10 protein-coding genes are annotated in these 12,216 nt (G+C 52.6%); 5 read left to right on the top strand and 5 right to left on the bottom strand.

The annotated features are described in order from the left end of the window. Position 1: 1 nt before the first annotated feature. Both SK34_RS10680 and yiaK read right to left on the bottom strand, forming a co-directional pair. Positions 2-466: a YhcH/YjgK/YiaL family protein gene (locus SK34_RS10680; RefSeq protein ID WP_003024232.1), complete on the bottom strand. Its 465-nt coding sequence runs from the start codon at positions 464-466 to the stop codon at positions 2-4. A gap of 11 nt (positions 467-477) precedes the next feature. Beyond that, positions 478-1,476, bottom strand: a complete 999-nt coding sequence (gene yiaK, locus SK34_RS10675; RefSeq protein WP_003024235.1) for a 3-dehydro-L-gulonate 2-dehydrogenase — start codon at positions 1,474-1,476, stop codon at positions 478-480. A gap of 217 nt (positions 1,477-1,693) precedes the next feature. Here yiaK and yiaJ point away from each other — a divergent pair, with 217 nt between their 5' ends. Together yiaJ and SK34_RS10665 are read left to right on the top strand one after the other, a co-directional pair. Further along, positions 1,694-2,509, top strand: a complete 816-nt coding sequence (gene yiaJ / locus SK34_RS10670) for an IclR family transcriptional regulator YiaJ (protein WP_003024237.1) — start codon at positions 1,694-1,696, stop codon at positions 2,507-2,509. Between the two features lie 117 nt (positions 2,510-2,626). Then, on the top strand, positions 2,627-3,100 hold the full coding sequence (locus tag SK34_RS10665; protein WP_003837696.1) for a 4Fe-4S dicluster domain-containing protein: 474 nt from the start codon (positions 2,627-2,629) through the stop codon (positions 3,098-3,100). 34 nt (positions 3,101-3,134) lie between these two features. Here SK34_RS10665 and avtA read toward each other — a convergent pair whose 3' ends face one another. Both avtA and malS read right to left on the bottom strand, forming a co-directional pair. Then, positions 3,135-4,385, bottom strand: a complete 1,251-nt coding sequence (gene avtA / locus SK34_RS10660; protein ID WP_003844572.1) for a valine--pyruvate transaminase — start codon at positions 4,383-4,385, stop codon at positions 3,135-3,137. Between the two features lie 176 nt (positions 4,386-4,561). Further along, positions 4,562-6,592, bottom strand: coding sequence for an alpha-amylase (gene malS / locus SK34_RS10655; RefSeq protein WP_048233000.1), 2,031 nt, complete (start codon positions 6,590-6,592; stop codon positions 4,562-4,564). Positions 6,593-6,908: 316 nt separating this feature from the next. Here malS and SK34_RS10650 point away from each other — a divergent pair, with 316 nt between their 5' ends. Further along, entirely contained in the window at positions 6,909-7,733 is an 825-nt protein-coding gene (locus SK34_RS10650) for a protein bax (protein WP_048232998.1), read from the top strand. 44 nt (positions 7,734-7,777) lie between these two features. On the opposite strand, the gene xylR is transcribed toward SK34_RS10650, so the two are convergent. Next, positions 7,778-8,956, bottom strand: a complete 1,179-nt coding sequence (gene xylR, locus SK34_RS10645; protein ID WP_003024250.1) for a D-xylose utilization transcriptional activator XylR — start codon at positions 8,954-8,956, stop codon at positions 7,778-7,780. 361 nt (positions 8,957-9,317) lie between these two features. Here xylR and xylA point away from each other — a divergent pair, with 361 nt between their 5' ends. Continuing rightward, positions 9,318-10,640, top strand: coding sequence for a xylose isomerase (gene xylA / locus SK34_RS10640; RefSeq protein ID WP_003024252.1), 1,323 nt, complete (start codon positions 9,318-9,320; stop codon positions 10,638-10,640). A gap of 71 nt (positions 10,641-10,711) precedes the next feature. After that, positions 10,712-12,166: a xylulokinase gene (gene xylB / locus SK34_RS10635; protein ID WP_048232995.1), complete on the top strand. Its 1,455-nt coding sequence runs from the start codon at positions 10,712-10,714 to the stop codon at positions 12,164-12,166. Positions 12,167-12,216 lie beyond the last annotated feature (50 nt).

The following is a 12,216-nucleotide window of genomic DNA, read 5'->3' as shown; positions in this document are numbered from 1 at the left end:
TTTATAAAACTGAAATAGCAACCTTCACAACTATTTTGCGGATCGGCGTGGCGACAGTTTTATGACATGCAGGACGGTGAACATCCTGCGGGAAAAATATGGCGTAGCTTCCCGGAATCATTTCAATGAAAGATTCATGTTCGCTGGCGTGATAAAAAATAATATCGCGCTGTTCTAATAACGATTCGCTGATTTGGTTATTCCCGGTATCAATCGCGATCCCGATTTTCTCTTCGCCCCAGGCCAGAAATTGAATATCCAGGTAGCGGCGATGCACCTCCGGGCGATTTTCGGCAACGTCACGCGTGGTTAAATCGATAACCTGCGCGAAGATATTTTTACCGTCGATTTCTACCACGCCCGGTTCCAGATTGCGGAAGTCTGTGCTGCGCAGAAAGTCGAGTGCCCTTTCAATCGCCGCGGGTAAACGACATGGGTTAGGCTGAGCAATATGTCCGAAGATCATGGTGTTGCTCCTTACAGGGCCTGAATTTTGGCCCAGACGCTGTCATCAACGGTGATACCGTTGCGGCGGTTTTCTTCCAGCAGCTTTGTAAACTCGTGGCCCGGCAGGCGGACAGGTGTGTTTTCATCGGCGCGTTCGGCGGAGGTGATGAAATCCATAATGCGCTGCAGTTTGGCGTCGCGGGTGGCGCCGTCGATAAGCTTATCCACTTCAATGGCGATAAAAATCTGTGAAACGCCATATTCATCGCTGTTGTCCTGGGTGACCTCGGCCACGGAAGAACCGTCTGAAAGCAGGGTGGCGATCATATCCAGCACAATCGACAGACCTGAACCTTTCCAGTAACCCATTGGTAAAATGCGGCGGTTTTTTTCGATAACGCCCGGCTCTTTAGTGAGATTGCCTTCATCATCAAAGCCACCATCTACCGGCAGTTCGCGACCGGCCAGGCGATTCACTTCCAGCATGCCGTAGGAGAACATCGACATCGACATATCAACCATGGTGATTGGCGATGAGGGGATCGCGACGATCAACGGGTTAGTACCAATGCGGCACTCTTTCGAACCCCACGGCGGCATGACGGCAATCGAGTTAGTCCAGCAGATACCGATGTAACCTTTCTCCGCCGCCTGCCAGCCATAGCTGCCGCCGCGCATCCAGTGGTTGGCGTTACGCAGTGCGACCAGGCCAATACCGTGATCGGAGGCCAGCTCAATGGCTCTGTCCATCATCTTTTTCGCCGTCAGATTTCCGATCGAACGCTGGGCATCCCATTGTTCAATCGCTCCCAGGCTAGTAATGCGTTGCGGTTTGGCCTCAGGAATGATGTCGCCGTTATCTAATTGCTGAATAAAACGAGGAAAACGATTCACGCCGTGTGAATACACGCCGGACTCGGTGGTGCGCGCAAACATTTCGGCACAGGCATCGGCGGTTTCAACGGCGATACCGCGTGCCAGCAGTACCCGATTGAACGCATCTTTCAACTGCTCAAAAGTGACTTTCATTCCTGTTTCCTTGTTTAAATTTGATCGCTTTTTTATCTCTAAATTTCACTATGCGAAATCTGATTTCAAATATAGCGATCAAATTTTGACAGATCAACGGGGTGGTCTATTTTTTAAAATCATCAAAATCAAATAGTTGTGTTTTTTCGGTTCAGATCGTGAACTGAAACACACTTTGCGCTACCATCAGAGCGCGACGAAAAGGGGAGCGGAAGCGATGGGCACAAAAGAGAGTGAAATGACGCAAGACAAAGAGAGGCCAGCCGGAAGTCAGAGCCTGTTCCGTGGTTTGATGTTGATTGAGATTCTGAGTAACTATCCGAATGGGTGCCCGTTGGCGCATTTGTCTGAACTGGCAGGGCTGAACAAAAGTACTGTGCATCGACTGCTGCAAGGGCTGCAATCCTGTGGGTATGTCACCCCCGCGCCAGCGGCAGGGAGTTATCGCCTGACCACCAAATTTATTGCCGTGGGTCAGAAGGCGTTGTCGTCACTGAACATCATCCATGTTGCTGCGCCGCACCTCGAAGCGCTGAATATCGCCACCGGTGAAACCATCAACTTCTCAAGCCGTGAAGATGACCACGCGATTCTGATTTATAAGCTGGAACCGACGACGGGCATGCTGCGTACCCGCGCTTATATCGGCCAACATATGCCGCTGTATTGCTCGGCGATGGGTAAAATTTACATGGCGTTTGGGCATGCGGATTATGTGGAAGCCTACTGGGAGAGCCATCAGGATCTTATTCAGCCCCTGACCCGCAATACCATTACCGGTTTACCGGCGATGTACGACGAATTGGCGCAGATCCGCGAAAGCAGTATGGCGATGGATCGGGAAGAGAACGAACTGGGCGTTTCCTGTATTGCCGTGCCGGTGTTTGATATTCATGGTCGGGTGCCGTACGCGGTGTCAATTTCACTCTCTACCTCGCGACTTAAGCAGATAGGGGAAAAAAATCTACTCAAGCCACTACGGGAAACCGCGCAGGCGATTTCAAATGAGCTGGGTTTTACCGTTCGCGATTAGGCAGAGATCCATAGTTATTCAGGCACCTGACAATATTTAACCGTTTCCCCTGTCCGATCAAAGCGACAAGGGCGACCTCTCTGGCACTCTGTGGTTTTCACGCAGAGGGAGGGGACAATGAACGCGTTTATTATGGCGGATGCGGCAAAATGTATTGGGTGTCGTACCTGCGAAGTTGCCTGCGTCGTCGCGCACCAGCAAAACCAGGACTGTGCGTCGGTCTCTTCTTCTGCGTTTATACCGCGGATTCGGGTAATCAAAGATGACGCCTTTACAACGGCGGTCGCCTGCCATCAATGCGAAGACGCTCCCTGTGCGAATGTTTGTCCAACTTACGCCATTCGTCGTGAACATGGGCATATCTTCGTTGAACAGACACGTTGTATTGGTTGTAAAAGCTGTATGCTGGCCTGCCCGTTTGGGGCAATGAATGTCGTTGCCCGTTCGTCGCGGGTGCAGGCGATAAAATGCGATTTGTGCTGGCATCGTGAGACGGGGCCTGCGTGTGTAGAAGCCTGCCCGACCAGCGCGTTGCAGTGTATTGATGCCGTCAGTATTCAGCGACAGCGTCTGCGTTCACAACCGCTGTGAAGTGAGCCCGACCCGCACTTGGGTCGGGTTTGCGTTAGCCTTCCAGCCAGGCGCGTTCGATCTCTTCAGCCAGAATCTTCACGCCAGCTTCGATTTTCTCTGGTTCTGGCACGTAGTTCATCCGCATGCACTGATGGGTATGTGGCCAGGGTTTATCCAGCCCCGGGAAGAAGTAGTCACCGGGAACCATCAGTACGCCGCGCGCTTTCAGGCGCTGATACAGCAGTTCAGTAGTAATGGGCAAATCTTTGAACCACAGCCAAAGAAAAATCGCGCCCTCTGGTTTATGGATAAGGCAGCGATCTTCTGACAAGTAGCGGCGAATAATCGCAATCGTCTCCTGAACGCGCTGATAGTAAAACGGTTTAATTACCGTTTCGGACAGGCGCAGTAGATCGTTACGTTTAATCATCTCGCACATCATCGCCGGTCCCATCCCGCCAGGAGCAAGGCTGATGATGCCGTTCATATTGGTAATCGCAGTGATGATTTTTTCATTGGCGATAATGATGCCGCAGCGGGAACCTGGCAGGCCCAGCTTGGAAAGGCTCATGCACAGCACAATGTTGGGGTTCCACAGCGGACGCGCTTCGCTAAAGATGATGCCAGGGAATGGTACGCCATAGGCGTTATCAATCACCAGCGGGATCCCATGCAGGTTGGCCAGCCGGTCCAGCTTCATCAGCTCGTCGTCTGTGATCACGTTGCCTGTCGGGTTAGTCGGGCGTGACACGCAGATCATCCCCGTCTCTTCACCGATGTGCAGGTGTTCAAAATCAACGTGATACTTAAACTGGCCTTCCGGTAACAGTTCGATGTTCGGACGCGCGGAGACGAAAAGATCTTCTTCTAGCCCGGAATCGGCATAGCCAATGTATTCCGGGGCTAATGGGAATAACACTTTTTGCGTTGTTCCGTCAGCGCGGCGTCCGGCGAACAGATTGAATAAGTAGAAAAACGCGCTCTGACTGCCATTTGTCAGTGCAATATTTTGTGGCTCGATATCCCAACCCTGCTTCTCACGTAGCAGTTTCGCCAACTCAGACAGGAGCTCGGTTTTCCCTTGCGGACCGTCATAATTGCAAAGCGCATCAGTGGCTTTGCCGTTTGCCAGCATATCTGTCAGCAGAGACTGGAAGTAATTTTGCATCTCTGGAATTTGCGCCGGATTACCACCGCCGAGCATGATGGCGCCTGGGGTGCGTAAACCGTCGTTGAGGTCCTCCATCAGGCGGGTGATGCCTGAATGGCGGGTAAATTTGTCGCCAAAAAGTGAGAATGTCATAGCAGGGGGTCTGTCGAACTGAGTAGTAAAGTGGCTAACCATAGCGCTACCCATGGCTGGGTGCAAATCAGGGGAAACGGACCGGATTGATGTTTTGTGCTGCAGATGTTTGCCTGGCTGGTTTTTTATTTTGTGTTGGGATTCCCGCCGTATGCACAGCGGGAAGCCTGTTGGGATCAGGGCTGGCCGGCCCACACCACCATCACCTTATCGCCGTCATGCTCGCGGATAAATCCGTATCCCTGCTTCAGGGTAAGCGTAGTCTGTTTACCGGCGCCGATGGCGGGATGTCTGGCTCGGAACTGACTGATGCGCTGCCAGTGTGCGACGCTGGTGGCAGATTTCCCGCTCACATCCTGCCAGTTCATTTCTGAGCGCGTGCCCTGCAATGGGTCTGAGCCTGTTGGTCCAAAGGGTCGGGCCGACTCGTCGCCGTAAAAGAGTTGTACCGCGCCAGGCGCCAGCAGCAATAGCTCGGCGGCTTTGTCTCCACCTTCGCGAAACAGACGCGTATCGTGCGAGGAGAGATAGCTCAGGACGTTGAAATCCTGCAGTTTTTCAGCCATTTGTTGCCAGGTGACATCCATATTTGCCAGACAATCGACGGCCTTTGCCGCCTGCTCCTGATAGTCGAAATTGATCATCGCATCAAAGCCGTGTCGGTAATAGTCGCTTTGCATCACGCCGTGACCCCAGGCCTCGCCGGTCATCCAGAAAGATTTATCATCCAGCGCTTTATCCGGGTTGGCTTTCTTCCATTCAGCCAGCGCTGCGCTGGCCTGTGTTTTTAATTGCTGCCAGGCGGGAAGCTCGACGTGTTTGGCGGTATCAACCCGAAAGCCGTCAATCCCGTAATCACGCACCCACTGGCTGAGCCAGTGCGTCAGATAATCGCGGGGCGTGTAACCGGCGATAGCTTTAGCGTGCGTATCTGGTTTGTGCTGATAAAAGTTTGGCAGCCCGGAAGGCGTGGTGGATTCGGTTTTCAGATCGGGCAGGAAGGCCAGTGACATGGTCAGGTCGTCAAAGCCAGGATTGTCGTAATCGCCAATATCGGTACGGATCCAGTTTTTCCCCCACCATTTTTCCCAACCTGTTTTATCGCTGAAGTTGATGTAATCATTAAAGCTGTGCCAGCTTTGCCCGGCGGCTGGCTTCCAGTCCGTCCAGCGTTCACCGAGCGTGTTTTTCAGTTCATCGCCCGACAAGTACAGCGCCCCAAACTGATACTCCTGCATATCCGCCAGCGTGGCGTAGCCGGTATGATTCATGACGACATCGAACAGGGTACGAATGCCGCGCTGGTGCGCACCGTCAACCAGGGCACGCAGGTCAGCTTCATTACCCATATTCGCATCGAGCGTAGTCCAGTCCTGAGTGTAATAGCCGTGATAAGCGTAGTGGGGGAAATCGCCTTTGGTGCCACCGCCGACCCAACCGTGAATTTGCTCAAACGGTGCGCTGATCCACAAGGCGTTGACGCCCAACTGTTGCAGGTAGTCGAGTTTACTGGTGAGTCCGCGCAAATCGCCACCGTGGAAAGTGCCAATTTCCTGCATGCCGTCGTTGCGACGTCCGTAGCTGTGGTCGTTGCCTGGGTCACCATTTACAAAGCGATCCGTCAGAACGAAATACACCGTAGCGTTATGCCAGTTGAAAGCAGCCGGGGCATCGGTTTCCGCCCGTTCCAGCAGCAACAGCCCGTTACTGGCTGCGGCAGGCTGTAGGGTAATCGACCCATTCTTTACCGTTGCCGTTTGTTTGCTGTAGTAGTCGCGCACCACGGCACCTTCCGGAAAGGTCTGGCTCACATCCAGTGTTAACGGCGAACCATCCCATTTCGGGCACTGGCGAATCTGGGTCGTGACAGGGTCTGCGGCGCTTTTTACCGAGAGCATCAACGTTGGCGTTCCGGAGCGGGTATCGACTTCCAGCGTGTAATCGCCGTCTTTGAATAAACGCCACTGCGGCGGCGCGCCTTCACACGGTTTTAGCGATAGCATCTGGTTGAGTTTTATCGCATCAGCAGGCTGCCAGCACTGTTGGTCAAAATTTAGGATTAAAGGACGAGTACCCTTCGTCAACGCTGCATGGCTGACGAATTTACCCGTACCTTCCGCTTCGAAGGTGGGGAGTCCCTGAGAAGTCCATGATGAGGCGATGGCAATGCCGGGCATGAGCGCCAGCGCAACGGCGGCAAGTTTCATAATGCTGTCCTTGGTGCTGCTGTTTTCACCAGTTTGCCAGTGAAATCAGGCTGGAAACTCATCCTTTGAGTCGATTCCGCCAGGAGGAGAAGTGAGGGTGAGCGATCGCGTTCAAAAAATGAACTTGTTTTGCGATACCCTCTACATTTTCTTCGAATTAATGGCACCCTGAACCGTTAATGCGTGACATAGTTTCAGAATTGGACTATTCCTTTGGGTGCTCTTGACGGCTATTTTTGATATGATTTGAGATTCATCTCTCATTTTTGTGAAAAATATAAGGTGTTGGAATGTATAAATCCGACCAGGAGACCTAATGATATTGACTCCCATTCGACGATATGGGGCAATGATTCTTATGTTACTCACCATTGCATTTTCGGGTGAGGTGCTGGCAAAGACACACACGGCGACAACGAGTCACAAGCCTCAGATAACCAAGGCAAGTAATAAACAGGTTAGCAGTAAACAAGAGTATTCTCGCAATAGTGCAAAGAGTAGTTCACTTCCTGATTTGCGAAAATACCCTTCCGGAACACCAAGGAAAAAAGCGTTTCTCCGGACGGTTATGCCTTATATTACCAGTCAAAATGCTGCCATTACTGCGGACCGTAACTGGCTGATTTCAAAACAGTACCAGAACCGCTGGTCACCGACTGAGCGTACGCGTATGAAAGACATCGCGAAGCGCTACAAGGTGAGCTGGTCTGGCAACACGCGTAAAATTCCGTGGAATACGCTGCTTGAGCGCGTAGACATTATCCCGACGAGCATGGTGGCAACCATGGCTGCGGCCGAAAGCGGCTGGGGTACGTCGAAGCTGGCGCGTAGCAACAACAACCTGTTTGGCATGAAATGTGGCAAAGGTCGTTGTAACAATGCCCCTGGTAAGGTGAAAGGCTACTCACAGTTTGAATCGGTGAAAGAGTCGGTGAATGCTTACGTCATCAACCTGAACACGCACCCGGCTTACTCTTCTTTCCGTAAATCACGTGCGCAGCTGCGTAAAGCCGATCAGGAAGTCACCGCTACCGCGATGATCCATAAGCTGAAGGGTTATTCCACTAAAGGACAGAGCTACAACAACTATCTGTTCGCAATGTATCAGGATAACCAGCGTTTAATCGCCGCGCATATGTAATTCTGTGTGCCGGATGGCGGCTTCGCCGTATCCGGCAATAATCCTCACAGCAACACTTCGCTGTTCACATCGCGATACTCTTTTGGCGTCGTGTCGTACTCTTTCTTGAAGACCGAATAGAAATACTGCAGAGACGGATAGCCACACATCTGTGAAATTTCGTTGATTGAAAGCGTGGTAGAAATCAACAGACTGCGCGCTTTTTCCAGCTTTTCGGCATGAATCACGGCGTGAATAGTCTCTCCGACCTCTTCTTTAAAACGCTTCTCCAGATTTGAACGTGAAATCCCTACTGAATCAAGAACTTGCTCAACCTTAATCCCTTTGCAGGCATGATTGCGGATAAAGTGCATCGCCTGAATGACGGCAGGATCGGTCAAGGAGCGGTAATCGGTTGAGCGCCGCTCAACCACGCGCACCGGAGGAACCAGAATGCGTTGCAGCGGCAGCGCCTCATTCGCCAGCAAGCGGTGCAGAAGTTTTGCGGCCTGGTAGCCCATCTGCCGGGCTCCCTGAGCCACGGATGACAGCGCTACCCGTGATAAGTAACGGGTCAGTTCTTCGTTATCTATTCCTATCACGCATAGCTTTTCCGGTACCGGGATATGTAGGTGCTCGCAGACCTGCAGGACGTGTCGTGCCCGCGCGTCGGTGACCGCGATAATGCCGGTTTGCGGCGGCAACGTTTGTAGCCAGTCTGCCAGACGATTTTGCGCGTGCTGCCAGTTTTCCGGCGCAGTTTCCAGCCCCTGGTAGACGACGCCTCGGTACTTTTCTTTAGCCACCAACTGGCAAAAGGCATATTCACGTTCTGCGGCCCAGCGTTTACCGCTTGAGGAAGGCAGGCCGTAAAACGCAAAACGGTTAACCCCTTTCTCTTTCAGATGCAGAAAAGCGCTTTCTACCAGCGCGTGGTTGTCGGTAGCAATGTAATGTACCGGGGGATAATCTTGCTCCCGATGGTAGGAACCCCCAACGCCGATGATCGGAACATCGACATCGGCAAGTAATTGCGCAATGTCATCATCGTCATAATCGGCAATAACGCCATCGCCTAGCCAGTCTTTAATATTATCGATACGGGCGCGGAAATCTTCCTCAATGAATATATCCCACTCGGATTGCGATGCCTGTAAATATTCACCCACTCCTTCTACCACCTGACGGTCATAGGCTTTATTGGCATTGAATAACAGAGTGATGCGGTGACGTTTATCAAACATAAGAACCTGTCCTGGAAAGGTTAACGTGGGCCTGTCGATACTAGCAAAACCGCCGGTACGACTGCTTGATGAAGCGTGACAAATTTCCTGATTGCCTGAGGCCAGGCAAAATTTACATACTGTCAGCGGGATGACAATTGTCATTTTTCATCTGCGCATTACGGTTTTTTGTTTAATGGCTAACCTTCGATCGCGATCGCTTTTTTATTTCGTTTTTCAGCGTGTTTTTTTGGGAGCCAGCGCACGTTTGGGTATTCTCTTAATAGCGGTGTGAAATAACGTAATTGAGCAATAAATCAGGAAATTCCAGTATAGCCATATCGCAGTTTACTTACCGTATTACCTGATTATGGAGCTTATTATGCCGGCTTATTTTGACCAACTCGATCGTGTTCGTTTTGAAGGTACTCAATCCACCAACCCGCTCGCATTTCGCCATTACAATCCTGACGAAATCGTGTTGGGCAAACGTATGGAAGATCATCTGCGTTTTGCTGCCTGCTACTGGCATACCTTCTGCTGGAACGGTGCGGATATGTTCGGTATGGGCGCTTTCGATCGTCCGTGGCAGCAGCCTGGTGAAGCACTGGCGCTGGCGAAACGCAAAGCGGACGTGGCATTTGAGTTCTTCCACAAGCTGAACGTGCCTTACTACTGCTTCCATGATGTGGATGTCTCGCCTGAAGGGGCTTCACTGAAAGAGTACAAAAACAACTTTGCGCAGATGGTTGATGTGCTGGCGGCAAAACAGGAACAGAGCGGCGTGAAGCTGCTGTGGGGAACAGCAAACTGCTTTACCAACCCACGCTACGGCGCGGGTGCGGCAACAAACCCGGATCCAGAAGTGTTCAGCTGGGCCGCCACGCAGGTGGTTACGGCCATGGATGCCACGCACAAGTTAGGTGGTGAAAACTACGTTCTGTGGGGTGGTCGTGAAGGCTATGAGACGCTGCTGAATACCGATCTGCGTCAGGAACGTGAGCAAATTGGTCGCTTCATGCAACTGGTGGTGGAACACAAACACAAAACCGGTTTCCAGGGCACTTTGCTTATCGAGCCGAAACCGCAGGAACCGACCAAGCACCAGTACGACTACGATGCGGCGACCGTCTACGGCTTCCTCAAGCAGTTCGGTCTGGAAAAAGAGATCAAACTGAATATCGAAGCTAACCATGCCACGCTGGCGGGCCACTCGTTCCATCACGAAATCGCCACCGCTATCGCGCTGGGTCTGTTTGGCTCTGTTGATGCCAACCGTGGTGACGCGCAGCTGGGCTGGGACACGGATCAGTTCCCGAACAGCGTAGAAGAGAACGCGCTGGTGATGTACGAAATCCTGAAGGCGGGCGGCTTCACCACCGGTGGCCTGAACTTCGATGCCAAGGTGCGTCGTCAGAGTACCGATAAATATGATCTGTTCTATGGTCATATTGGCGCGATGGATACCATGGCACTGTCGTTGAAAATTGCGGCCCGTATGATTGAAGACGGTGGTCTGGATCAGCGCGTGGCAAAACGTTATGCCGGTTGGAATGGTGAGCTGGGCCAGCAAATTCTGAAAGGGCAGATGACGCTGACGGAAATTGCGCAGTACGCTGAACAACATAACCTGGCGCCGGTGCACCAGAGTGGTCATCAGGAATTGCTGGAAAATCTGGTGAACCATTATTTGTTCGACAAATAACGGGTTTCTGAGAACGTCCGTAAGCCCGGTCAGCTCGCGCTACCGGGCCTTTCTTTAAGGAACGATGCCTTATGTATATCGGGATAGATCTTGGCACATCAGGCGTAAAGGCCATCCTGCTCAACGAGCAGGGGGATGTGGTCGCTTCGCACACGGAGAAACTCACCGTCTCGCGCCCGCATCCGTTATGGTCTGAACAAGACCCTGAGCAGTGGTGGTCGGCAACGGATCGGGCTGTGAAAGCATTGGGCCAGCAGCATTCGCTTCGCGAGGTGAAAGCGCTGGGGATTGCCGGACAGATGCACGGCGCGACGCTACTGGATGAGCAACAGAAGGTATTGCGTCCGGCTATTCTGTGGAACGATGGTCGCTGTGGTGAAGAGTGCGTGATGCTGGAGAATCAGGTTCCGCAGTCTCGTGCGATCACCGGCAACCTGATGATGCCTGGCTTTACCGCGCCAAAACTGCTGTGGGTGCAACGCCACGAGCCGGAGATTTTCAAACAGATTGATAAAGTTCTGCTGCCGAAAGATTACCTGCGTTTGCGCATGACCGGTGATTTTGCCAGCGATATGTCTGATGCGGCAGGGACAATGTGGCTGGATGTCGCGAAGCGTGACTGGAGCGATGTCATGCTGGCTGCCTGTAAACTGACTCGCGCACATATGCCTGCGCTCTATGAAGGCAGCGAGATTACCGGAACCTTGTTGCCAGACGTCGCTAAAGCCTGGGGAATGCAGGAGATTGCGGTTGTTGCCGGAGGTGGTGATAACGCGGCGGGAGCGGTTGGCGTAGGCATGATGAATGCCGGTCAGGCGATGCTTTCGCTGGGGACATCCGGTGTCTATTTTGCGGTGAGTGATGGTTTCCTTAGCAAACCGGAAAGTGCGGTTCACAGTTTTTGCCATGCTTTGCCTGAGCGATGGCATCTGATGTCTGTGATGTTAAGTGCGGCATCGTGTCTGGACTGGGCGGCAAAATTAACCGGACTGGCGAGCGTTCCTGCATTGATTGACGCTGCGCAACAGGCTGATGAACTCGCGGAGCCGGTCTGGTTTTTACCTTATCTTTCCGGTGAACGTACGCCGCATAACAATCCGCAGGCCAAGGGCGTATTTTTCGGTCTGACGCATCAGCATGGTCCGGCAGAACTGGCGCAGGCGGTGCTGGAAGGTGTGGGGTTTGCACTGGCTGACGGTATGGACGTGGTACATGCCTGCGGCGTGCAGCCCGCCAGCATTACGTTGATTGGCGGCGGGGCGCGCAGTGAATACTGGCGTCAGATGCTATCTGACATCAGCGGATTGCAGCTGGATTATCGTACCGGCGGTGATGTCGGCCCTGCACTTGGTGCAGCGCGACTGGCGCAAATTGCCATGAATCCGCAGCGGCCTTTATCAGACCTTCTGCCTCAGCTTACGCTGGAACAAGCGCATTATCCTGACGCCGGGCGCCACGCGCTTTACCAACAACGTCGGGAAACCTTCCGCCGAATCTACCAGCAGTTGCAACCGCTGATGTCCTGATCCTCGTTCCCCTCTGGTAAACAGAGGGGATTTATCAAATGTATATTTCA

It is taken from the genome of Citrobacter sp. MGH104, from assembly GCF_001034485.1.
Lineage (GTDB): Bacteria > Pseudomonadota > Gammaproteobacteria > Enterobacterales > Enterobacteriaceae > Citrobacter > Citrobacter freundii.
Note: the sequence above shows the minus strand (reverse complement) of the source record. Positions and strands in the feature narration are given on the sequence as shown.

Excerpts from the sequence above, each read along its gene's own strand:
- SK34_RS10680 (WP_003024232.1), bottom strand. The coding sequence starts at position 466 with ATGATCTTCGGACATATTGCTCAGCCTAACCCATGTCGTTTACCCGCG.
- yiaK (WP_003024235.1), bottom strand. The coding sequence starts at position 1,476 with ATGAAAGTCACTTTTGAGCAGTTGAAAGATGCGTTCAATCGGGTACTG.
- yiaJ (WP_003024237.1), top strand. The coding sequence starts at position 1,694 with ATGGGCACAAAAGAGAGTGAAATGACGCAAGACAAAGAGAGGCCAGCC.
- SK34_RS10665 (WP_003837696.1), top strand. The coding sequence starts at position 2,627 with ATGAACGCGTTTATTATGGCGGATGCGGCAAAATGTATTGGGTGTCGT.
- avtA (WP_003844572.1), bottom strand. The coding sequence starts at position 4,385 with ATGACATTCTCACTTTTTGGCGACAAATTTACCCGCCATTCAGGCATC.
- malS (WP_048233000.1), bottom strand. The coding sequence starts at position 6,592 with ATGAAACTTGCCGCCGTTGCGCTGGCGCTCATGCCCGGCATTGCCATC.
- SK34_RS10650 (WP_048232998.1), top strand. The coding sequence starts at position 6,909 with ATGATATTGACTCCCATTCGACGATATGGGGCAATGATTCTTATGTTA.
- xylR (WP_003024250.1), bottom strand. The coding sequence starts at position 8,956 with ATGTTTGATAAACGTCACCGCATCACTCTGTTATTCAATGCCAATAAA.
- xylA (WP_003024252.1), top strand. The coding sequence starts at position 9,318 with ATGCCGGCTTATTTTGACCAACTCGATCGTGTTCGTTTTGAAGGTACT.
- xylB (WP_048232995.1), top strand. The coding sequence starts at position 10,712 with ATGTATATCGGGATAGATCTTGGCACATCAGGCGTAAAGGCCATCCTG.